A 24,068-nucleotide genomic window follows, 5' to 3' on the forward strand; every position below is an offset into this window, starting at 1 on the left:
TTTATATAAAATACTTATGAATAATCTTGAAAATGCATTGTGTCAAATCCCGAAATTCCAGTATGTTCACGAACATTTATTTTCTTCAGGACAACCTACAGAGAGTCAGCTACAGCAAATTAAAGAATATGGCATAAGCACTATTATTAATTTGGCACTGAATGACTCACCAGAACATTTAAATAATGAAGATAAAATTTGTCTAGATTTAGGGCTAAATTATATTCAACTTCCGCTTTCATGGGATATGCCCAATACAGACCAAGCTTTATTTGCACTAGATACCATAGATTTTCTTGTTCGTGATCAAACAGTTTGGGTACATTGCTCACAGAATAAGCGTGCAAGTGCATTAATATTCTTATATCGACAATACTATATGAATTTGGATATCTCGATCGCACAACCATATTTGGAACAGCTTTGGGAACCAAATGAAACATGGACTGGCTTAATCCATAGTGTTGCTCTACAACTTAAAGGAAGAAAAGCAACACAGGAACTACAACAAGAATTACAGCATAATACTGAAGCTACTTATTGATGTTCAATAAGTACTGTTGCGGTTGCCAAGATTCCTTCTTGGCGACCTGTAAACCCTAACTTTTCTGTTGTTGTTGCCTTAATACTAATTTGAGAAACATCAACATCTAATACACTCGCAATACTTTCACGCATTTCTAAATTATGTTTAGCCAGTTTTGGTCGCTCGCATGCAACTGTAATATCTGCATTACCTAGCATATATCCTCTATCTTTAATAAGCTGATAAACATTCTTCAGTAATACTCGACTGTCTGCCCCTTTAAAATTAGGATCTGTATCTGGAAAATGTTGCCCTATATCTCCTAGTGCTAATGCACCCAATAAGGCATCACTTAAAGCATGCAAAACAACATCACCATCTGAATGTGCTTTTAAACCCTGTGTATGCGGTATTTTTAAACCTGCCAATGTCACAAAATCACCTGCTTCAAAAGCATGAACATCTATACCCTGACCAATTCTAATTTTTGTAACCAATGTAAAACTTCCTTTCGTATAAAATGATGTCTTGTCTTTTTACTCAATATTTCGCTATATTAACGTGAGTACTATATAACTAAGTATAAGCGATGATGTCGTTTCACAATTCACCTCTCAAAAAAAATATATTCTTACTCTCGCTTGCAATTATGCCAAGTATCGCACTAGCTCATTTTTCACAATCTGACATCTGCCAGCATATTGGATCTAAAAAACCATTATTTTGCCGAGATAGCTTCCAAGAAGACCGAGATAATTTAACTACTCTTTTTAGAAACACACAAAAAAGTACAAATGCACCTCTAAATCTGGTCAATGATACTCAAAACCTTTGGTTAAAGCGTATTTATAGCTGTAAGGAAAAAACATGCATTACTCATGAAATTTCTTTACGTACAGATGAACTGAACACTTACGCTTCACTCAATCAAAGCCTGACTCAACATTTTTTTCAGTATTCACATGGAAAGATAACTTCACCTAACCATTATTTACAAATACACCAACTAGATCAAAAAAGAGTCAAAATTGAAGGCTTTGCATATAGCTCAAAACACCACCACAAAGGGCAACCTTACTTAACTGCATATGCAACCAATACAGCAAACCAAATCGTATTTAAAAATACCGAAGACCAATGCGTATATAGTATTAAAATATATAAAGCTTTACTTACATTAAGTAGTGAGCAACCTGAATGTCATCAGTACTTTGGAATATATCGTTTATACGACTAACTACTCAGTTATTATTACGTGCACGAATAACGAGTTCTGCAAATTGTAAATCTTCTGGATAAGTCACTTTAATATTATCCGACCGACCTTGTACTACATGCACTTCCAAATTAGCTAACTCTAAAGCACTCGCTTCATCTGTTACGGTAAAACCGGCATTTAAAGCCTGCTCTAAAGCAAAAATTAGTGTACCTAGTCGTGCCATTTGAGGTGTCTGTGCTTGCCATAACTGACTACGGTCGACAGTTTTATTAATCGTCTCACCACTATCTACACGTTTTAATGTATCTCTCACAGGTGTTGCTAAAATTGCACTCACGTCATGCTTCAATACATGATTAACTAAATCTACTAGGCTCTGCTGAGAAACACATGGTCTCGCAGCATCATGAACAAGCACATAATCATTTTCGTCTGCCATTGAACGTAAATAATACAAAGCATTTAACACCGAGTAAACCCTTTCTTTACCGCCATGACAAAAGTGTACCTTTTGAGTTTCATCAAACTGTTGTGTTTGAGCAAAATCATCAGCAGGATTAATAGCCAAAACACATCCGGCCAACGGTAAGTTAAATAAAGCATTCACACTATGTTGTAGTACCGTTTTTTCTTGAATTGTTTGATATTGTTTTAATGCTGTTTTAGAAAATCGGCTTCCAGAGCCTGCTGCAGGCACAATCGCCCAAATTTTAGTGGAGGTCTGGGCTATCTTCATCTTCGTTATCTAAATTTTTATTTTCAGGTGATGCAATATAATTTTCTTGCACTTGTGGTGATGTAAGTGTGCTCATTTGAACAAATGTTTCATTCGGTTTAATTAAACCTAAATCTAAGCGCGCATGTTCTTCAACTGCTTCAGCACCATTCTTTAAGTCATACACTTCAGCACCTAAAATACGATTTCGCTCTTGTAAATCTTTATTTGTATCTTGCTGCTGTTGAATCTGTTGCATCAGTCTTTGATGGTCATAATAACCACCTTCCCCAAACCAGTACATATACTGAAAGCCTGCTATCAAGAAGATAGCAAGCCCCAATATAAGTCGACTTGAAAAAGAGTTAAAGACTTCTTTTATAAAAGTCGTCATAGATTTTAGTTTAGACCTTTAAACTCTGCACGGCCACGATATACAGCCTTTGTTAACTCTTCAATACGTAACAATTGGTTGTATTTAGCAACACGATCTGAACGTGACAATGAACCTGTTTTAATCTGACCGGCTGCTGTACCTACTGCTAAATCAGCAATTGTCGAGTCTTCAGTTTCACCCGAACGGTGTGAAATCACAGTCGTATAACCATTTTGTTTTGCAAGATAAATTGCATCAAGCGTTTCGCTTAATGTACCAATCTGATTATATTTAATCAGAATTGAGTTACCAATTTTCTCATCAATACCACGTTGTAAAATTTTTGGATTAGTCACAAATAGATCATCACCAACCAATTGAATTTTATCACCAAGAATTGATGTTAAGTACGACCAACCTTCCCAATCTGACTCATCTAAACCATCTTCAATAGAAATGATTGGATACTGTTTAACTAATCCTGCTAAGTAGTCAGAAAATTGATTGCTTGTAAATGCTTTATTGCCTTCACCCGCAAGAACATACTGACCATTTGAATAGAACTCAGAAGCTGCGCAATCTAGTGCAAGCATAATGTCTGAACCTGATTTATAACCAGTCTGTTCAATTGCTTCTAAAATAACAGTGATTGCTTCTTCATTTGAACGCAAGTTTGGTGCAAAGCCACCCTCATCACCTACCGCAGTATTAAGTCCTTTTTTCTTTAAAACAGATTTTAAAGCATGAAAAGTTTCAGCACCTGCACGTAAGCTTTCAGCAAAAGATGTAAAGCCAACAGGTTCAATCATAAACTCTTGAATATCTACAGTATTATCTGCATGTGCACCACCATTGATGATGTTCATCATTGGTACAGGCATAGATAAAGTTTTTTGACCACGTAGATTCGCAATATATTGGAACAATGGAGTTTTTTGTTCTTCTGCTGCTGCACGAGCTGCAGCAAGAGACACTGCCAAAGTTGCATTCGCACCAAGTTTAGCTTTGTTTTCTGTACCATCCAATGCAATCATTACATCGTCTAAGCCTTTCTGATCAAAAACATCATGACCAACAAGCGCTTTTTTGATTTCAGTATTTACATTTTCAACCGCCTGACGAACACCTTTACCTAAATAACGAGATTTATCACCATCACGTAATTCCAAGGCTTCACGTGAGCCAGTTGATGCACCAGAAGGTGCGCAAGAACGACCAACTACGCCAGACTCTAAAATAACATCTGCTTCGATAGTTGGATTACCGCGTGAGTCTAAAATTTCACGTGCGCGAATATCAACGATTTGGCTCATAAAAACTCCTATGTATTATAATGCTAATGCATTCTGTGCATTAGTGCGTATCTAATTTATCAAACCCTTTTACCAACGTATCTAATTCTTTAGTCTGCTCTAAAAATGGCTCTAACTGAGACAATCTAAGTGCACATGGGCCATCACATCTTGCTTTATCTGGGTTTGGGTGTGCTTCTAAGAACAAACCTGCAAGACCTGTCGCCATACCTGCGCGTGCTAAAGTACTAATTTGTGCACGGCGTCCACCTGCCGAGTCAGCACGGCCACCCGGTGTTTGAAGTGCATGCGTTACATCAAAGAATACAGGAACATTCATTGCCTTCATGATGTCTAGACCAAGCATATCAACCACAAGGTTATTATATCCAAACGCAGAACCACGCTCGCATAAGATTAACTTATCATTACCTGCTTCTAAACATTTTTGCAAGATATGGTTCATTTCTTGAGGTGCTAAGAACTGTGCTTTCTTAATATTAATAATTGCGCCCGTCTTTGCAATTGCTTCAACAAGGTCAGTCTGACGACTTAAGAATGCAGGAAGCTGAACAATATCTGCAACTTCTGCAATAGAAGCAGCCTGATATGGTTCATGCACATCTGTAATGATAGGAATATTCAGTTGTTTTTTTAATTCGCCAAGCCATTCAATGCCTTTTTCTAGGCCCGGACCGCGAAATGAGTGCAAACTAGAACGGTTTGCTTTATCAAAACTTGCTTTAAAAACGTAAGGAATTTCAAGACGCTTACAAATTTCAATATAAGACTCTGCAATTTCAAACGCTAAATCTTTCGATTCAAGTACATTCATTCCGCCGAATAGTACAAATGGCAAGTGATTTGCCATTTGTATATCGCCTAAACGTACAATTTCTTGAGGTTTTAATTGTGACATTTAAACTTCCTAGAGTAACTTTATTTACCTTTTTGGTTCTGCTTTTTAGCAGCATCAATAAAGCTAGCAAATAATGGGTGTCCATCACGTGGTGAACTTGTAAATTCCGGATGGAACTGTACAGCAATAAACCATGGATGTGCAGGAATTTCAACTGTTTCAACTAAATGTTGTACAGCCGAGTAACCTGATACCAACATACCTGCTTTTTCAAGAGGTTCAATAAAGCGGTCATTCATTTCATAACGATGGCGATGGCGCTCTGTAATCTCAGCTTTACCATACACTTCACGTGTTTTAGTACCCGCAACCAATTCAGATTTTTGTGCACCTAAGCGCATTGTTCCGCCTAAATCTGACTCTACATTACGTTGTTGCAATTCACCACGCTCATCTAACCATTCAGTAATTAAACCAATTAATGGATATTTGGTTGAACGATTAAATTCTGTAGAACTTGCTTCAGGCATTTGAGCAACATGGCGCGCATATTCAATCACAGCCAATTGCATACCTAAACAAATACCTAGGAATGGAATACCTTTTTCACGTGCATAGCGAATGGCAGCCATTTTCCCTTCAGTACCACGCTCACCAAAACCACCCGGTACTAAAATTGCATCGGCTGTATCTAGAATAGCGATATCTTGACTTTCAAGTGCTTGTGCATCGACATAGTCAATTTGTACTTTCACACGGTTTTGAATACCTGCATGTAGTAATGCTTCATTTACAGATTTATACGCATCTGGAAGCTCTACATATTTACCAACCATTGCAACACGAACTGTGTATTCTGGGTTGAATAGTGCTTCACATACCTGATCCCAATCCGATAAATCAGCTTCAGGTAAGTCGTTATAACCAAAACGTTCACAAATTAAATCGTCAACATTTTGCTCATAGAAATTACGTGGAATTTGATAAATTGTTTTCGCATCTTTACATACAACAACTGCACGTGCTTCTACATTGGTAAACAATGCAATTTTACGTGTTGTATCAGCATCAACATCATGCTCTGTACGACAAATTAAGATATCTGGTTGAATACCAATAGAAAGTAGTTCTTTTACAGAGTGTTGAGTTGGCTTTGTCTTCAACTCAGCAGCAGAGCTAATATATGGAAGCAATGTTAAATGCATTAGCATACTGCGTTTATGGCCCAGTTCAACCATAAGCTGGCGAACAGACTCCATAAACGGAAGTGATTCAATGTCACCAACCGTACCACCAATTTCAACAATCGCAACGTCATAGCCTTCGCCAGCGCGAAGTACACGTTCTTTAATGTTGTCAGTGATATGAGGAATTACTTGTACAGTACCACCTAAGTAGTCACCACGACGCTCTTTATTTAAAACATCTTGATAAACACGACCACTCGTGAAGTTGTTTAACTTGGTCATTTTTGCACGGCGAAGAAAACGCTCGTAGTAGCCCAAGTCTAAGTCAGTTTCTGCACCATCTTCAGTAACAAAAACTTCACCATGTTGAAACGGGCTCATTGTACCTGGATCAACATTAATGTATGGATCCATTTTAACCATGGTGACACTGAGGCCACGAGCCTCTAGGAGTGCTGCAACAGAAGCGGCTGAAATGCCTTTACCTAGTGATGATACAACACCACCAGTAACGAAAATAAAATGGGTCATTCGAGTTCTCATACAATCAGGCCTAAACAGGCATGCAATGTTGGGCAATTTTACTTTACTCTGCCCCTATAAAGCAAAGTCATTCAGCATGTATTCACGCAACAACAAACAATTGTTTATATTATCACCAATTTATTTTAAATTGAATGCAACAAGACTACATTTCCAATATTGAATTTCTTGTTATAATACCTAAGTCTCAATTTAAATTAGAATCAAAGAATGATGAACAAAAAGCTTCTTATTTGTGGTGTTATTATGGCAGGCTTAGTTTTAACTGCTTGTTCTAAAAAAGAAGCACCTCAAAACAACGATAAACAAGAACAGGCAACGTCGCAAAATAATGTTGCTTCAGAACAACTACAATCTATTAATAAAGATACACCACCTGCGCCAATGGCAGAGCCTGAGCAGCAAAAACCACATGAAACCGTTCCTCCTGAACATCACAGTGAGCTTGCAGCAGAAAAACCACCTAAAATGGTTGAAGTAGAAAAAGAACAAACGGCGAATACGACGACGGAAATTCGTAGAGAATATAAATCCGAACAGCCTAAAGTTGAAACAACTGCAAATGTTCCTGTACATCCAGAACAGGTTTCAACATCTGCTGCAAGTCCTGCACCTGAGGTTGTTAAACCAAAACACCATCATGTTGCTAAACCACAAAGTACAAATGCAAACCTTTCAGAAGACGATGCTGTTGCTGCTGCAATGTCTGCTGCAAAGCCCGCGCTTAACTAAATATAAATAGCCCAAAATAAAAAAGCCAAGTTATAACTTGGCTTTTTTATGGCTTATATAAAATCAGCTCACTTGTACAACTTCATCATCTGGAATAATTGAGATTTCAGAAACAAGGTTTTCAAATTTAAAGATTTCATCTAATTCATCTTTTGAAAGTAGACCACGCTCTAAAACTACTTCAGGAATTGTTTTATTTTCAGCAATACATTGCTTACCAACTTCATCACAAAGTGCATGACCTAATAAAGGATCGAGTAAGGTAACAATCCCAACACTACGCATTACTTCATTAAGACAAACATCTTCATTGGCAGTAATTCCTTGAATACATTTTTCATCCAATGTACGAATCGCTTGCGTTAAAATCTGAATCGATTCATGCGTAGAATATGCAATAACAGGCTCCATTGCATTTAATTGCATCTGACCCGCTTCCGCACCAAATGTAATTGTCAAATCATTACCAATCACTTTAAATGCAATTTGGTTTACAACTTCAGGAATAACAGGGTTTACTTTTGCAGGCATAATTGAAGAACCTGCTTGCATTTGTGGCAAATTAATTTCATTTAACCCTGCACGTGGACCTGAACTTAATAAACGTAAGTCATTACTAATTTTAGAAAGCTTAACAGCCAAACGCTTTAATGTGCTAGATACAATAATGAATACACCGCAATCGCTTGTTGCTTCAACATAGTCTGCTGAAGGTTTTACTTTTAAGCCTGTTACTTGCTCTAAATGCTTGGTTACTATTTTTGCATAACCCGGTACAGTGTTTACACCTGTTCCAATTGCTGTTGCACCTAGATTAATTTCCAAAAGTAATTCACGTGTTTGCTTAATTAAGCTCATGTCTTCTTTTAATAAAGTTGCAAAAGCATGAAACTCTTGACCCAATGTCATTGGCACAGCATCTTGTAACTGAGTACGTCCCATTTTAATCACGGTTTTAAACTCAAGTGCCTTTTGACCAAGAGATGCGATTAGATTCTGTAACTGTTCAAATAACTCATCTAATACACTATACGTTGCCAATCGTAATGCTGTTGGGTAAACATCATTCGTAGACTGAGATTTATTTACATGGTCATTTGGGTGAAGTACATCATACTTACCCTTACGCTGCCCCATCATTTCTAATGCAATATTTGCAATAACCTCATTGGTGTTCATATTAATTGATGTACCAGCACCGCCCTGATACACATCTAATGGAAAAGAGTCCGACCAATTTTCAGGATGCTCAATGAGTAAATCACAAGCTTTTTGAATAATTTCACTATTTTGTTCAGTTAAACGACCAACTGCTAAGTTCGCTTTTGCAGAAGCTTTTTTCACTTGCGCTAAGGCACGAATAAAGTGGGTCTGTTGCCCTATCGTGAGTGTCGATATATTAAAATTTTCTAATGCTCTTAATGTGTGAATACCATAATAACGATCTGCAGGTACTTCTTTTGTACCTAATAAATCCTTTTCTACACGAGTTAAAGGTGACGTATTCATATATTACCCTTTTGGTATTGTACAGTCATAACAACTAAATATTGATCATCATATATGAAGCCTATAAACAATAAAATTTTTTTCACAATTTTATAGAAATAAGCCTATCTTTTTATTTAGATATCATTCAAAAAGCTTTCTCTATTTAATTTTGCCTAGTTAAAAAAACTACCTTTTTGCTGTTTTTTTCATTTAAATATAAAAAAAGAAGCTTTTGCCTCTTTTTTTACAGTAAAAACAGTCTAGAAATTCTATTTTTTTACATGAAAAATCGTATGTTTTTATAGACTATGGTCTTATTTTTTCTGTTTTTGTATTTAATTTCAGTTGATGTGTTTCTTTTACCATTTGCATCACAGGGTAGCTTCTAGTTTCTTTTACACCGGGCAATTTCCACAGTACTTGCCCCGATATACGGCGAAAATCCTCCATATTCTTACTGCGCACTTTTAATACAAAATCAAAACCACCACTGGTCATATGACACTCTAATATTTCAGGAAAGCTCTTCACCGCTTCCACAAAATCATCAAGAACATAAGATGTTGTTTTATCTAACAAAACCTCTACAAAAATTAAAAAACCTGCATTCAGTTTTTCTGGATTTAAGTGTGCGTGATAACCCAAAATATACTTTTCAGCAACAAGCCGCTGAACTCTTGCCAAAACAGCTGTTGCAGACAAATTAACCAATTCAGCAAGTTTTGTATTAGAAATACGACCATCCTTTTGTAGTAAGTCTAATATTTTCAAGTCAATTCGATCTGGTTGGAAGTTAACTTCAGGCATAGCATAATTCTCTAAAAAGAGCCCAAAAAATAGTGAGTTATTCTGTCACGATTTTGCAATGATTCGGCTTATTAAGCAACGCCAATTTGTCACATATTTTTAGGACGTGATGATATGAGTACACAACAACACAATGTATTTTTTCGCCCTGCTACTTTTGAAGATATTACACCTCTTCATGGTAAGACACTGCTTGAGAATGCCATCAATTCAAATTGGCGTCGCACCGAAACAGAAGCCGTTGAAACACTTTTAAATTTTACTCAAATCGACCCTGCATTAGATAAAAAAATCTATGATTTGGCTTTTCAACTATCACAACATTTACGTGAAAATAATAAAGCATCAGGAAAAGCAGGTATCGTTCAAGGACTACTTCAAGAGTTCTCGCTTTCTTCTCAAGAAGGTATTGCACTCATGTGCCTTGCAGAAGCATTACTACGTATTCCTGATACAGCAACACGTGATCAACTTATCCGAGATAAAATAAACCAAGGGAATTGGAAATCTCACGTTGGACAAAGTAGCCTTATTTTTGTGAATGCGGCTGCATGGGGTCTTATGCTTACAGGTAAGCTTATGACACCACCTGCACAAAATAGCCTTTCAGGCATGCTTACATCTTTATTGGCTCGTAGTGGACAAGGCATTATTCGTAAAGCTGTAGATGTTGCTATGCGTATGATGGGAGAGCAATTCGTTACAGGTGAAACTATTGGTCAAGCACTAGAGAAAGCAAAAATTCTTGAAAAAGAAGGTTTTCTCTACTCTTACGACATGCTTGGTGAAGCAGCACTTACAGACCATGATGCAAAACGCTACATGGCTGACTATGTCAATGCAATTCATGCGATTGGTAAAGCATCTCAAAATAAAGGCGTTTATAACAGCGCAGGTATTTCTATTAAACTATCTGCAATTCACCCACGTTACTATCGTGCACAATATGACCGCGTACATGATGAACTATACCCTCGTATTGTTGAACTCGCAAAAATTGCAAAACAATATGATATTGGTTTAAACATTGATGCAGAAGAAAGTGAACGTCTAGAGCTGTCTTTAGAGCTTCTTGAACGTCTTTGCTTTGAACCTGAGCTTTCAGGTTGGAATGGGGTTGGTTTCGTTATTCAAGCCTACCAAAAACGTTGTTTCCCTCTCGTAGACTATATTGTAGACCTTGCAAAACGTAGCGAAAAACGCCTCATGATTCGTTTGGTTAAAGGCGCGTATTGGGACAGCGAAATTAAAAAAGCACAGGTTGAAGGACTGTCTGACTATCCTGTATTCACGCGTAAAGTACACACAGATCTTTCTTATATTGCTTGTGCTAAAAAATTATTGGCCGAGCCTGACTATATATACCCACAGTTTGCAACACATAATGCGCAAACACTCGCAACAATTTACGAATTGGCTGAACCTAAAAACTATGTTGCAGGGCAATACGAATTTCAATGCTTACATGGTATGGGTGAACCTCTATACAAACGTGTTGTAAGTAAACTTGGTATTCCGTGCCGTATATATGCACCAGTTGGTAACCACGAAACATTATTGGCTTACCTTGTCCGCCGCTTACTTGAAAATGGTGCGAACACCTCTTTTGTTAACCGTATTGCTGATAAATCAATTCAAATTGATGATTTAATCCAGTCACCAACGGATGATATTCAACGTCAAGCGATGCAAGAAAAAGTTATTGGTGCTAAACACCCTAACATTCCTTTGCCAGAAGATTTATATGGTATCGATCGACTCAATTCGGCAGGTACAGACCTAGCAAATGATCATTGTTTATATGAACTCAATGAAGTTGCAAAAGGACTATATGAACATCAATGGATCAGCAAACCGCTTATTGCAAACATTGTTATTGATAAAATAGAACAAGAAAAAGCAGTACTAAACCCTGCTCAACACAATGATATTGTTGGTCATGTCGTAGAAGCTGACGAAAATGATGTAGAAGATGCATTAATTCAAGCTGAAGCCGAACAAGATAAGTGGGCAAACTTACCTATTTTACAACGTGCAAAATACTTAGAGGTTGCTGCCGATGCAATGCAATCTCAGCTCCTAGAGCTTATGGTTTTACTCTGCCGTGAAAGCGGAAAAACCTATATGAATGCTATTGCAGAAGTACGTGAAGCAATTGACTTCTTACGTTACTATTCAAAACAAGCACATAGCTTCTCTGCAACACAACAATTGAAGCCTTTAGGTACCATTTTATGTATTAGCCCATGGAACTTCCCATTGGCAATTTTTACAGGGCAAATTGCTGCTGCATTGGTTACAGGTAACTGTGTCATTGCCAAGCCTGCAGAACAAACACCACTCGTTGCACATGAGGCTGTAAAAATTCTTCATGAAGCAGGCATTCCTGAGGCAGCATTACAGTTCTTACCGGGTCAAGGTGAAACTGTCGGTGCAAAGCTCAGCGCAGATGCACGTATTCAAGGCATTATGTTTACAGGTTCAACTGAGGTTGCAAAAATTCTGCAAAAGACTGTTGCAAAACGTCTCACACCTGAAGGTAACCCTGTAACGCTCATAGCAGAAACTGGTGGGCAAAATGCCATGATTGTCGACTCATCTGCACTTACAGAACAAGTTGTACTTGATGTCGTGAGCTCTGCTTTTGACAGTGCAGGACAACGCTGTTCAGCATTACGTATTCTATGTATTCAAGAAGACTGTGCCGACAGTGTAATGACTATGCTTAAAGGTGCAATGAAACAACTGCGCCTTGGTAACCCACATTATTTAAAAACAGATATTGGACCTGTAATTGACCTTGAAGCACAAGAAAACATTGAGCGCCATATTGCGAAAATGAAGTCTAAAGGTTATCCAATACATCAACTTACCTTAGATGAACCGCAACAGAAACAGACTATCGAACAAGGTACATTCATTCCACCAACAATGATTGAATTGCCAAACTTAGACGATTTGGAGCGTGAAGTATTTGGCCCTGTATTGCATGTGATTACATACAAACAAAATGAGCTTGAAAAACTCATTGGTCGCATTAATGCAAAAGGCTATGGACTCACTATGGGTGTTCATACACGTATTGATGAAACTATTCAAAAAGTTATTGACCTTTCAGAAGTAGGTAACTTATACGTTAACCGTAACATTGTAGGTGCGGTTGTTGGTGTACAACCATTTGGTGGTGAAGGACTGTCTGGAACAGGACCTAAAGCAGGTGGTCCACTCTATGCATATCGTCTAACACAAGGGCATGCATTTAAAAATGTTCAAACACCTTTTGCTGTAAAACGTGAAATGACAGAAACACCAAAAGAGTATTTCAATCATTTCCATACTTTTAAAGCATGGGTAGAAAAAACATTCCCTACATTGAATATTCAGCAACACCAACCATTTATGGTCGGGCGTACTTACGAACTTCAAGGGCCTACAGGTGAAAGTAACCATTACACCATGCAGCCACGTCAAAGAATTCTAAGTATGGCAAATACAGAGCAAGAGTTTGTAGATCAACTACTCACTATTTTCTCTGTAAATGCACAGCCTGTGATGCAAAAGGGAGCGCCTTTCTTTGAGAAATATCAGTCTCAGATGCCAAAAGAAATTGTGTCTCGTATTGCTGTTATTTCATCTTTGAATGAAGAAGTCTTTGATGCTGTTTTACATCACGGCGATAAAGAGCAGCTCATGCAAACGCAACAAGCAATTGCATCACACAAAGGGGCTATTGTTTCTATTCACCATTTAAGCCCAAATAGTCGTGAGATTCCTGTCGAACGCCTAGTGATTGAACATGCTGTCAGCATTAACACCACAGCTGCAGGTGGCAATGCAAGTCTTATGACTATGGAAGAGTCTGCATAATCAGATTTTTCTTGAGGCAATCTTTTCAGACAACAGATGACTAGGCTTAGTTGACGTTGTTTGTTAAGATTGCCTCTCTTTTTTCCTAGCATGTAATCATCCATTTATGACATCTGCATATCAGCAACAACTGCAAGCCAAAATTGAGCGTATTACAGCCCAATTCCAAGCATTTAACCCACCAAAATTAGAAGTTTTTGACTCGCCGAGTGACTACTTTAGAATGCGTGCAGAATTTCGTATCTGGCACACAGATAGCGATATGTTTTATGCAATGTTTGAACGTGATGAAACTGGAAAAAATAAAAAAGCTGTTCGTGTTGACCACTTCCCAATTGCATGCCATGCAATTAATGACTTAATGCCTAAACTCTTAGAGGCTTTAAAGTTACATAAAATTTTACATCATCGACTCTTTGAAGTTGATTTTCTTGCAAGTTTAAGTGGCGAAATGCTTGTGAGCCTTATTTATCATCGCAAACTTGATGAAGAGTGGCAAACACTCGCCCAATCTCTTTCAGAACAGCTTAATATTAAAATTATTGGTCGTAGTCGTGGTCAGAAACTGGTTCTTAGTGATGACTTTGTTGTCGAAAATTTAACAGTAGACAATAAACCTTATCTATATAAACAAATAGAAAACGGCTTTACTCAGCCAAATGCTGTTGTTTGCCAAAAGATGCTGCAATGGGCATGTGATATTGCAACAGATTGCAAAGGCGACTTACTTGAACTTTACTGTGGTAATGGCAACTTTACCCTACCACTTTCAACAAAATTCGCACGTGTTTTAGCAACAGAACTTGCAAAATCATCTGTATATGCAGCTGAATGGAATATCGAAAAAAATACAATTCATAACATTCAAATTGCAAGACTTGCTGCTGAAGAGTTCACCCAAGCTTATCAGGGTGAGCGTGAATTCAGACGACTTCAAGAAGCAAATATAGACATTTCTAGTTATAATTTTGGTACTGTTTTTGTCGACCCGCCACGTGCAGGAATTGATAATGACACACTAAAACTTCTACAAAACTTCGAACATATTATCTATATTTCTTGCAACCCAGATACCCTTGCAGACAATTTAGAAATATTAAGTGAAACTCATGAAATTAAGCACTTTGCAATTTTCGATCAATTCCCGCATACACACCATGTAGAAAGTGGTGTATTACTGCAAAAAAAGTAAGTTAAAATTTGATGGGAGGTCTGAGATTGACCTCTCAAATCATCACCTTTTCTTATGCAAAACATAACTTAAATTAGAAAAACTTTTAATAAAAAATAATACATTTTTCGACTTAATCAAATATGTTTCAAAATATTTAAATAATTAGCATCATTTTTTTCAATTAATTATTTGTTTTTACGGTAGTTAAGTTTTAGGCCATCATCTCATTCAAATAATCTACATTTGTATAGCAAATTAGAGGGTCTTGTATTTTTTATTTTTTTATTTATATTTCGAGAAATGTTAGGTTGCAATGAACGCTCTTATGAGTATTTGGCAAAAATTATTTAATTCAAAAGATAGACAGAACAGTCAAAAAAACAATATGGCATGTATTGAAAATGACTGCTCATGTAAAAGCAATGAACAACTTATTCAAACGCTAAAAGCAACGCACGATGAATATGTTGTGAAAGGAATCAAACGTGTTTTAATGTCTAGAGGATTCAGTCGGAAAGAGTTAGATATTTTACAGCAGCATACTATCCACTAAATATCAAAAAGCGATCTACAATTAGATCGCTTTTTATTAAATACTCGGTTAGCTCTCCCTAAGCGAGTAGGTTTTCGCTACAATAGCTGAAATTATTTCCCAAACAACTAGGTTATTTTCGTGAAGTGGTTACAAATTCATATTACTGTTGATCAAGCACAAGTTGAAGCAACTGAAACGCTCCTGCTCTCTCTCGGCGCTGTTAGCGTAACCTTAGATGATGCTGAAGATCAGGCACTCCTTGAACCACTCCCAGGTGAAACACCACTTTGGAATAAAGTAATTGTTACAGGAATCTACCAGCAAACTGACGAAGCGCCAATTGATGCAGATGCATTGGTCGCTTTTGCTAAATTACAACTTCCTGAAAATACATCTATTCATTATGACGAACTCGAAGACCAAGCTTGGGAACGTGCTTGGATGGATTATTATGAGCCAATCGAAATTGCTGACAATTTTTGGATTGTTCCAGAATGGCTTGAACCACCCAATAAAAATGCAGTTAACTTAAAGCTAGATCCTGGGCTTGCATTTGGTACAGGAAACCATGCTAGTACATTTCTATGCTTACAATGGCTTGGAAAAACAGATTTAAAAGATAAAGTTGTTATTGATTATGGCTGTGGCTCAGGTATTTTAGGCGTTGCTGCACTGTTGCTTGGTGCAAAGAAAGTATATGCAACAGACATAGACCCTCAAGCTGTACTTGCTACGAAACAAAATGCCGAACTCAATGGCGTTCTAGATAAGTTATATGTCGATCTTCCTGAAGCATTTAACAAGGCACTTACCCAACAATCCGATATTCTTATTGCAAATATCTTAGCTGCACCACTTATTTCACTTGCACCTGAATTTAGTAAGCTAATCAAACACGGCGGTGAATTTGCACTTGCGGGTATCATTGAAGAACAAGTTGAAGAAGTAAGTAATACTTACAAGACTTTCTTTGATGTAACTGAAATAGAAAAACGAGATGAATGCTGGTATCGTATTTCAGGAAACAGACATACTTCTTAGCATAATATGGAAAACATCCAGACCATTTGCCCTACATGCCAAACAAAGTACTTTGTTTCAATGATGCATCTCTCAGTTGCTGAAGGCACTGTATGCTGTGGTCAATGTCACTCTACATTTAATGCTTACTACCACATGCCTAGTAAGCATTTCCCACCGCAATCAGAAAACCATACAGAATATACCTTTAAACTTGCAAAATACTCAGCACTAGAAATATTTCATACGCAAAATTCCGCCAATACAAACTTATTAGCTCACCTTAATCATACACAACATAGTCAAGTCTCATCTAACGCACTACCAGAAAGTGTCATAAGCCTAGCTAAAAAAAGATTTCCTCCTTGGGTATCTCTTACATTATTTATTCTCAGTTCACTTTTAATCGTTGCGCTTTTTTTTAATATTATTCGCTACAATACAAACATTCTTTCTAAGTTTCCTTTTGCCGCTTCACTTTCAAATAACTGTATGACAACTGCTTGCTTGTCAAACACACGGGAACTTATCCATGTTCAAGTTTCCAAAATTGAGGAAACATACCCCTATACAACAACCGTTACAGGCTCAATCCAAAACTTAAACCCTAATACAGAGCTATTACCAAAACTTATACTTACAGTAAATCTTACAAAAACACGCACACAATCCTTTTCTTTTTCACCTGAAATGTATTTACCTTATTATTTTAAAAATAAAACAGAACTTATTCAGAACCAAAAAATTGATTTTCGATTAGATGTCCCTTTTTCTTATCATAGTATTCACTCTATTCAGCTAAAAACAGCAGATACTCCGCCATAGCCCTAGTTTAATTTAATAATTCTTAAACATATCTTGGTGTAGAATATCAATCTAATATTACCTTTTAGACACAATAAACAAAAAAACCAATTAAAATAAAATAAATATTCAAAAAAACGATTAAAAAAACAAAAAAAATTGCCTCATATTTACTCACTTTTTTGTCGACAGTGTTATCATACGCGCCATTAATGCTTGACCAAACATATATCTCGTATAATTCCCATAACTAAAGAAATTCTTAGATGCGCATTACTCATATTGCGTATAGAGTATTTTTTTTGTTTCTGAAAAGTCTCGCTGTAACAATTCCTAAATATTTGTTACGCTTATTTTTCAATCAAACGAGTAAAATTATGGCAAGCTATATTGAATTTTATAAGCATTGCTTTTGGTAATGCTTATTTTGCCCTTTTAAATATAACCACTCGCCCCCGAAGTGGTTTTGATTAATTTCGGATTAAAACGCATGAATAGCAAATCTCCTATTTTTACTGCACAATCTGATGTAGCGCTTCGCATCCATGTGGACCGCGCGGTTCGTCACTATTTTGCATCTTTGCAAGGTGAGCAACCATCTCAGGTGTATGACATGGTGCTAGCAGAAATGGAGAAACCTCTTTTGTCTGTAGTTCTTGAATACACTCGCGGCAACCAAACACGTGCTGCAGAGATTTTAGGACTAAACCGTGGTACTTTACGTAAAAAGTTAAAAGCTCACGGTTTAATGAGTGAATAAATGATAAAATGCTCACGTCTTCGTGGGCATTTTTTTTGCCTTTTGTTTTCTAACTTCAAAGACTAAATATATCATGACAATCAAACGCGCTTTAATTTCCGTTTCCGACAAAACCGGTATTGTTGAATTTGCAAAAAATCTCTCTGATTTAGGAGTTGAGATTTTATCTACGGGTGGAACATATAAATTATTAAAAGAAAACAACATTGCCGTTGTTGAAGTTTCTGAGCATACAGGCTTCCCAGAAATGATGGACGGCCGTGTAAAAACGCTACACCCAAAAATTCATGGTGGTATCTTGGCACGTCGTGGCATCGATGAAGCTGTTATGCAAGCACACGACATTGCTGCTATTGACCTTGTTATTGTTAACCTATACCCATTTGCCGCAACTGTTGCAAAACCAAACTGTTCACTTGAAGATGCAATTGAAAATATTGACATCGGTGGACCAACAATGGTTCGTGCTGCAGCAAAAAACCATGCATCAGTTGGTATTATTGTAAATGCATCTGACTACTCAAATGTCATCCAAGAAATTAAAGATGCAGGTTCACTTTCACAAGCAACTCGCTTTGACCTTGCTGTAAAAGCATTTGAGCACACTGCTCAGTATGACGGCATGATCGCATCATACCTTGGTGCGCGTGTAGGTAAAAACGAAGGTGAAGCAGCAGACACTTTCCCACGCACATTTAATACACAGTTACAAAAAGCACAAGACTTACGTTATGGTGAGAACCCACACCAAGCTGCTGCATTCTATGTAGACCCAACTGCAACAGAAGCAGCTGTTTCTACATCTACACAACGGCAAGGTAAAGAGCTATCTTATAACAATATTGCAGACACAGATGCAGCATTAGAATGTGTGAAATCTTTTGTTAAACCTGCTTGTGTTATTGTTAAACACGCGAACCCTTGTGGTGTTGCTGTTTCATTAGACGGTATTCAAGCAGCATATGACCTCGCTTACGCGACTGACCCAGAATCAGCTTTTGGCGGTATCATTGCATTTAACCGTGAGTTAGATGTAGAAACTGCAAAAGCTATCGTTTCTCGTCAATTCGTTGAAGTCATTATTGCACCAAGTATTGCGGAAGGTGTTTTAGAAGTTACAAACGCTAAAAAGAACGTTCGTGTACTGACTTGTGGTGCGCTTCCTGCAATAAATGAGCGTGTACATCAGCTTGATTATAAACGTGTAAACGGTGGCTTATTGGTTCAAGACCAAGATTTAGGCATGATCACAGCAGACGAACTAAAAGTTGTGACTAAGCGTGCGCCATCAGAGCAAGAGATTGAAGATCTAATCTTTGCATGGAAAGTTGCAAAGTATGTAAAATCAAATGCGATTGTTTATGCGAAAAACCGTCAAACAATTGGGGTGGGTGCAGGTCAAATGAGCCGTGTAAACTCAGCTCGTATTGCTGCAATTAAAGCAGAGCATGCAGGTCTTGTTGTTGAAGGTGCTGTTATGGCATCAGATGCATTTTTCCCATTCCGTGATGGTATTGATAATGCTGCAAAAGCAGGTATTAAATGTATTATTCAGCCGGGTGGTTCTATGCGTGACGAAGAAGTCATTGCAGCAGCTGATGAAGCTGGTATTGCAATGGTATTTACTGGTATGCGCCATTTCCGCCACTAATAACAACAATTAATACGCATATTTAATAGAAACATCCTCATATTTATACCATGAGGATGTTTCATTTATGGAGATTCACCTATGAATATTTTAGTTTTAGGTAATGGCGGACGCGAGCATGCGCTAGCATGGAAAATTGCTCAAGACAGCCAAGTCAGTCAAGTTTTTGTTGCACCGGGTAATGCTGGCACAGCTACAGAAGAAAAATGTAAAAATATACAACTTAATATTTTAGACAATGATGCAATCATTAACTTTGCTAAAGACAATAAAGTTGATCTCATTGTTGTTGGTCCTGAGGCACCTCTTGTAAATGGTGTTGTAGATGCTGCTCAAAATGCGGGTTTAAAAATTTGGGGACCTACCCAATATGCAGCACAATTAGAAGGCTCAAAAGCTTTTGCAAAAGATTTTCTAAAAAAGCATGAGATTCCAACTGCTTTTTATGAAGTATTCACAGAAATTGATCCTGCAAAAGCATATGTAGAAAAGCATGGTGCTCCTATTGTCATCAAAGCAGATGGTCTTGCCGCAGGTAAAGGCGTTATTGTTGCGATGAACAATGAAGATGCTTTTGCTGCAATTGACGACATGCTCTCTAGCAACAAATTTGGTGATGCAGGTAGCCGTGTTGTTATTGAACAATTCTTGGCAGGTGAAGAAGCAAGTTTCATTTGTATGGTAGATGGCAAAAATATTCTACCAATGGCAACTTCACAAGATCACAAACGCATTTTTGAAGGTGATCAAGGGCCAAATACAGGTGGCATGGGTGCTTACTCCCCTGCACCAGTCGTTACACCTGAAATTTTTGAGCGTGTAATGAATGAGATTATGCGTCCAACCGTCGAAGGCATGGCAAAAGATGGGCACACGTATACAGGCTTTCTATACGCAGGCTTAATGATTGATGATCAAGGTCAGCCACGTGTAATCGAATTTAATTGCCGTTTTGGTGACCCTGAAACACAACCTATTATGATGCGATTACAATCATCTCTTGTAGACTTAATTCATGCAGGTGTTGAAGGTAATCTTCCTACTGAAGCAAAGTGGGATGAGCGAAAATCAATTGGTATTGTACTCGCTTCAGCAGGATACCCTGAAACAGCAAGTAAAGGAGATGTGATCTCTGGTCTAGGTCAGTCACCTGAAGGAACAAAAATATTCCATGCAGGAACAGCAACAACAGAAGATGGTCACATTGCAACGGCTGGTGGTCGTGTTCTTTGTGTAACTGCATTAGGTGAAACTGTACTTGAAGCACAGGTAAATGCACTAGAAGTTTGTGGTCAAGTTACATTTGATGGCATGCAATATCGTACAGATATTGGCTATCGTGCCATTGCACGTGAACAACAATCTTAACCTATTTGTAGGAATAGTATTTAAATCAATACTATTCCTCATTTCACTGAGTACAACTCTCTCTAAATGAAAAAAATTCATAACTATTGTGAATTTTATTGTTTTGACTTATATAGTGAACACTTTATACTGCGTTTAGATTAAGAAATCTTAGATTTTCATATATAGAAAATCTATTACTTTAGTCCTTTTAATTTTAAAAGGTCGAGAAGCAAAATAGAATGGTCTATATATAACATTATGATTTCTTGTTATGATAATGGCAGCTTTATACTGAATCGCACTATAATTCATCGTTTTTTACATTCATCTAGGAATGCTAGATAGTCATTTAACTTTTACTTCAAATACTCTTTTGAATGTAGTGATATGAACAAAATGTAAAATACACCATGAACTACTCGCATTACTCAGTCAATGCCTTTGTATTTACAAACATTTTTATCAGGACTATTACCCCTCATGAAAAAATTATTGGGTGTTGTTTTTTTAGGTGCAGGTCTTACACTTGCTGCTGGGTGCAGTAAAACGCCTACAGATCAAAATTCAGCGCAAGCAGATGGTAAAGAGTTAAAAACAGTCGTACTTGGCTCGGATGGTTCAGATACAGATGTATGGCGCTATATTGCAACACTACCTGCAACAAAAGAAGCTGGTATCAAACTTGACGTAAAAAATATGCCTGATTATGTTGCAATGAATAAAGCAACTGCAGCAGGAGAAATTGACGTTAACGCATTCCAATCATATAACTACCTCAGTGCGTACAATACTCAAAGCAAAGACAAACTTGTTCCTATTGCAACAACTTATATTGAACCAATGGGTATTTACTCAAGCAAATATAAGAAAATAGACCAGATTCCAAATAATGCAACGATTGCTATTCCAAATGATACTTCAAATGAAGCACGTTCACTATCACTCCTTAAAGCTGCGGGTCTAATTCAGCTTAAAGATGGTTTTGATCCAATTCATGGCGATCTAAAAGATATTACAGCAAATCCAAAACATCTTCAGCTAAAACCAATTCCAATGGCAACTGCTGTACGAGTTATGGGTGATGTTGATGCCATTGCTTTAGGAAATACACTTGCAATGGAAGGTGGATTAAATGTACTCAAAGATGCTTTATTCTACGAGCCAGTTAACCAATCAACTAAACTGAATATCAACTTACTTGTTACTTCTGATGCAAAGAAAAATGATCCGACATTGCAAAAGCTTGCTCCGATCTATCACAGCGAAGAAGTGAAAAAATTTATTGCTGACCGCTTTGGTGGTACTAAAATTGATGTTAATAAGCCTATCAGCTATTTAACTGAAAACCAGCAGTAATCCTATTTAACTAAAGCAGGTAAAGTGATTCACTTTGCCTGTTTTTATTTTTAGCATAGTTTTTGACCAAATGATTCAATTTAAAAACATCTCAAAGCACTATACGCTTAAAGGGCAAACCGTTCATGCACTCAAGCAAATTAATCTAGAAATACCTGAAGGGAGTATTTTTGGAATTATTGGCTATAGTGGTGCAGGAAAAAGTACATTAATTCGTTTAATTAATTTACTTGAACGCCCAAGTGAAGGCCAGATTATCATTAATCAAAAAGATTTTACCGCTTTAGATGCAAAAACTTTGCGTCAAGAACGTGCTAATATCGGTATGATTTTCCAGCATTTTAACTTAATGCAAACAAAGACTGTTGCAGAAAATATTGAAATGCCTATGCGCCTACTTGGTTACAGCAAAATAGAGCGTAAAAAAAGACTAGATGAACTACTTAGTTTTATCGACTTAGAGCATAAGAGAAATGCTTACCCGGATGAGCTTTCTGGTGGACAAAAACAACGTGTAGGTATTGCTCGTGCGCTAACGAACCACCCTAAAATTCTGCTTTGTGATGAAGCAACATCTGCTCTAGACCCACAAACCACCCAATCTGTACTTGATCTACTTAAAAAAATTAATAAAGAGCAAAATATCACCATAGTCATGGTGACACACGAAATGGATGTAATTGAGAAAGTTTGCGACCATATTGCTGTTATGGAAGCTGGGCATGTAATTGAACAAGGCTCAACAGTTGAACTTTTTAGTCACCCTAAACACCCAACAACACAGACATTTATTCAAACTGTTTTACAGCAGCATTTACCAACAAATATTTTAAAACAATTAGAAAACCAACATCACCACAGTATTTATCGTCTTCAATTTTTAGGAAAATCAGCACAAGAACCTGTTATTCAATCAATGATTAAAGCATTTGATGTGAGTTTAAATATTCTATTTGCATCAATGACAGAAATTAATGGGACCGTCATTGGTCAGATGTTTGTTCAAGTTCTTGGTGAAGCAACAACAGTAAAAGCAGCAATTCAACACCTAGAAGAACACGGTGTATCTGTTGCCTCACAAGCAGGAGAACAAAAATGAGAGACTTATTTGTTCAGTGGCTCACGCAAATTACCCACCCTTTTTGGAACAGCATTGTATCTGTAGATGATTTCGTATCTGCACTCCAACAAACTATCTATATGGTTGTTATTGCATTCTTTTTTGGTGCAATTTGGGGATTCTTACAAGCAATTACATTACTTGTTACTCGACCAGCAGGTATCTTACCCAATCGTGTTATTTACCAAGTTTTAAATCCAATTGTAAATGGATTACGCTCATTACCATTCGTTATTCTAATGATTGCAATCATCCCTATTACAAAATTTATTACAGGTAAAACTATTGGTACGGCAGCGGCAATTGTTCCATTGGTTGCATATATTGGACCATACATGGGGCGACTCATTGAAATCTCATTGCTTGAAGTGAATGAAGGTATTATCGAATCTGCTCAAGCTATGGGTGCATCACCTGCACAAATTATCTTTAAATTTATACTACCTGAAGCACGTAGCTCACTTATTTTAAACTTAACAAGTGCAAATATTAGTTTAATTGGTGCAACCGCAATGGCAGGTGTTGTTGGTGGTGGTGGCATTGGTGATTTAGCTTATTCATATGGTTATCAACGTTTCGATACCTTTATTATGATTGCCACAATTATTGCTCTACTTGTGCTTGTACAAATCGTTCAAATGTTTGGTGATTGGTTATCCAAAATTAGATAAGATACAAAAAAAG

At 37.2% G+C, this 24,068-nt stretch carries 22 protein-coding genes; 14 read left to right on the forward strand and 8 right to left on the reverse strand.

Annotated elements, in window-relative coordinates:
* Window positions 1-16: 16 nt before the first annotated feature.
* Window positions 17-544 carry a protein tyrosine phosphatase family protein gene (locus P256_RS04215; protein ID WP_023272441.1) on the forward strand — a complete coding sequence of 176 codons (528 nt, stop codon included), beginning with the start codon at window positions 17-19 and terminating at the stop codon, window positions 542-544.
* Here P256_RS04215 and ispF read toward each other — a convergent pair.
* Window positions 538-1,023 (reverse strand): 2-C-methyl-D-erythritol 2,4-cyclodiphosphate synthase, encoded by a 486-nt coding sequence (gene ispF, locus P256_RS04220; protein ID WP_023272442.1) that lies wholly within the window; start codon window positions 1,021-1,023, stop codon window positions 538-540. The genes P256_RS04215 and ispF overlap by 7 nt on opposite strands.
* 92 nt (window positions 1,024-1,115) lie before the next feature.
* Between ispF and P256_RS04225 the strand changes: the two genes are divergently transcribed.
* A complete protein-coding gene (locus P256_RS04225) occupies window positions 1,116-1,763 on the forward strand; it encodes an A1S_1983 family putative colistin resistance protein (protein WP_155756735.1) in 648 nt (215 codons plus the stop codon).
* A 4-nt stretch (window positions 1,764-1,767) separates the two neighbouring features.
* Here P256_RS04225 and ispD read toward each other — a convergent pair whose 3' ends face one another.
* The 5 genes from ispD to P256_RS04250 are packed head-to-tail and all read right to left on the reverse strand — an operon-like array spanning window position 1,768 to window position 6,705.
* Window positions 1,768-2,481 carry a 2-C-methyl-D-erythritol 4-phosphate cytidylyltransferase gene (gene ispD / locus P256_RS04230; protein ID WP_023272444.1) on the reverse strand — a complete coding sequence of 238 codons (714 nt, stop codon included), beginning with the start codon at window positions 2,479-2,481 and terminating at the stop codon, window positions 1,768-1,770.
* A complete protein-coding gene (gene ftsB / locus P256_RS04235) occupies window positions 2,456-2,854 on the reverse strand; it encodes a cell division protein FtsB (protein WP_081401717.1) in 399 nt (132 codons plus the stop codon). The genes ispD and ftsB overlap by 26 nt, the downstream gene beginning before the upstream one ends.
* A 5-nt stretch (window positions 2,855-2,859) precedes the next feature.
* Complete coding sequence (gene eno, locus P256_RS04240) at window positions 2,860-4,149, reverse strand: phosphopyruvate hydratase (RefSeq protein WP_023272446.1); 1,290 nt, start codon at window positions 4,147-4,149, stop codon at window positions 2,860-2,862.
* A 40-nt stretch (window positions 4,150-4,189) separates the two neighbouring features.
* Window positions 4,190-5,047: a 3-deoxy-8-phosphooctulonate synthase gene (gene kdsA / locus P256_RS04245; RefSeq protein WP_023272447.1), complete on the reverse strand. Its 858-nt coding sequence runs from the start codon at window positions 5,045-5,047 to the stop codon at window positions 4,190-4,192.
* Between the two features lie 20 nt (window positions 5,048-5,067).
* Window positions 5,068-6,705, reverse strand: coding sequence for a CTP synthase (locus tag P256_RS04250; protein ID WP_023272448.1), 1,638 nt, complete (start codon window positions 6,703-6,705; stop codon window positions 5,068-5,070).
* Window positions 6,706-6,927: 222 nt separating this feature from the next.
* Between P256_RS04250 and P256_RS04255 the strand changes: the two genes are divergently transcribed.
* Entirely contained in the window at window positions 6,928-7,449 is a 522-nt protein-coding gene (locus P256_RS04255) for a hypothetical protein (RefSeq protein WP_023272449.1), read from the forward strand.
* Window positions 7,450-7,512: 63 nt separating this feature from the next.
* Here P256_RS04255 and aspA read toward each other — a convergent pair whose 3' ends face one another.
* The gene (gene aspA / locus P256_RS04260; RefSeq protein ID WP_023272450.1) at window positions 7,513-8,958 is read right to left on the reverse strand and encodes an aspartate ammonia-lyase; all 1,446 of its coding nucleotides are present in this window, start codon (window positions 8,956-8,958) and stop codon (window positions 7,513-7,515) included.
* A 288-nt stretch (window positions 8,959-9,246) separates the two neighbouring features.
* Window positions 9,247-9,747 (reverse strand): Lrp/AsnC family transcriptional regulator, encoded by a 501-nt coding sequence (locus P256_RS04265; RefSeq protein WP_023272451.1) that lies wholly within the window; start codon window positions 9,745-9,747, stop codon window positions 9,247-9,249.
* Between the two features lie 114 nt (window positions 9,748-9,861).
* On the opposite strand from P256_RS04265, the gene putA reads away from it, so the two are divergent.
* From putA to P256_RS04320, 11 genes are all read left to right on the forward strand, one after another.
* Complete coding sequence (gene putA, locus P256_RS04270) at window positions 9,862-13,614, forward strand: trifunctional transcriptional regulator/proline dehydrogenase/L-glutamate gamma-semialdehyde dehydrogenase (protein ID WP_023272452.1); 3,753 nt, start codon at window positions 9,862-9,864, stop codon at window positions 13,612-13,614.
* A gap of 106 nt (window positions 13,615-13,720) precedes the next feature.
* Window positions 13,721-14,806 carry a tRNA (uridine(54)-C5)-methyltransferase TrmA gene (gene trmA, locus P256_RS04275; RefSeq protein ID WP_023272453.1) on the forward strand — a complete coding sequence of 362 codons (1,086 nt, stop codon included), beginning with the start codon at window positions 13,721-13,723 and terminating at the stop codon, window positions 14,804-14,806.
* 307 nt (window positions 14,807-15,113) lie between these two features.
* Window positions 15,114-15,341 carry a hypothetical protein gene (locus P256_RS04280; RefSeq protein WP_040331639.1) on the forward strand — a complete coding sequence of 76 codons (228 nt, stop codon included), beginning with the start codon at window positions 15,114-15,116 and terminating at the stop codon, window positions 15,339-15,341.
* A 120-nt stretch (window positions 15,342-15,461) separates the two neighbouring features.
* A complete protein-coding gene (gene prmA / locus P256_RS04285; protein WP_023272455.1) occupies window positions 15,462-16,364 on the forward strand; it encodes a 50S ribosomal protein L11 methyltransferase in 903 nt (300 codons plus the stop codon).
* A gap of 6 nt (window positions 16,365-16,370) precedes the next feature.
* The gene (locus P256_RS04290) at window positions 16,371-17,168 is read left to right on the forward strand and encodes an MJ0042-type zinc finger domain-containing protein (RefSeq protein WP_023272456.1); all 798 of its coding nucleotides are present in this window, start codon (window positions 16,371-16,373) and stop codon (window positions 17,166-17,168) included.
* A 469-nt stretch (window positions 17,169-17,637) separates the two neighbouring features.
* A complete protein-coding gene (fis, locus tag P256_RS04295; RefSeq protein WP_005014868.1) occupies window positions 17,638-17,907 on the forward strand; it encodes a DNA-binding transcriptional regulator Fis in 270 nt (89 codons plus the stop codon).
* Between the two features lie 73 nt (window positions 17,908-17,980).
* Window positions 17,981-19,558 carry a bifunctional phosphoribosylaminoimidazolecarboxamide formyltransferase/IMP cyclohydrolase gene (purH, locus tag P256_RS04300; protein ID WP_023272457.1) on the forward strand — a complete coding sequence of 526 codons (1,578 nt, stop codon included), beginning with the start codon at window positions 17,981-17,983 and terminating at the stop codon, window positions 19,556-19,558.
* Window positions 19,559-19,639: 81 nt separating this feature from the next.
* On the forward strand, window positions 19,640-20,926 hold the full coding sequence (gene purD, locus P256_RS04305; protein ID WP_023272458.1) for a phosphoribosylamine--glycine ligase: 1,287 nt from the start codon (window positions 19,640-19,642) through the stop codon (window positions 20,924-20,926).
* A gap of 462 nt (window positions 20,927-21,388) precedes the next feature.
* Complete coding sequence (locus P256_RS04310) at window positions 21,389-22,264, forward strand: MetQ/NlpA family ABC transporter substrate-binding protein (protein ID WP_023272459.1); 876 nt, start codon at window positions 21,389-21,391, stop codon at window positions 22,262-22,264.
* 70 nt (window positions 22,265-22,334) lie between these two features.
* The gene (locus P256_RS04315) at window positions 22,335-23,363 is read left to right on the forward strand and encodes a methionine ABC transporter ATP-binding protein (protein ID WP_023272460.1); all 1,029 of its coding nucleotides are present in this window, start codon (window positions 22,335-22,337) and stop codon (window positions 23,361-23,363) included.
* Complete coding sequence (locus tag P256_RS04320) at window positions 23,360-24,055, forward strand: methionine ABC transporter permease (protein WP_023272461.1); 696 nt, start codon at window positions 23,360-23,362, stop codon at window positions 24,053-24,055. The genes P256_RS04315 and P256_RS04320 overlap by 4 nt, the downstream gene beginning before the upstream one ends.
* Window positions 24,056-24,068: the final 13 nt, after the last annotated feature.

The organism is Acinetobacter nectaris CIP 110549, from assembly GCF_000488215.1.
Taxonomy (GTDB): Bacteria; Pseudomonadota; Gammaproteobacteria; order Pseudomonadales; family Moraxellaceae; genus Acinetobacter; species Acinetobacter nectaris.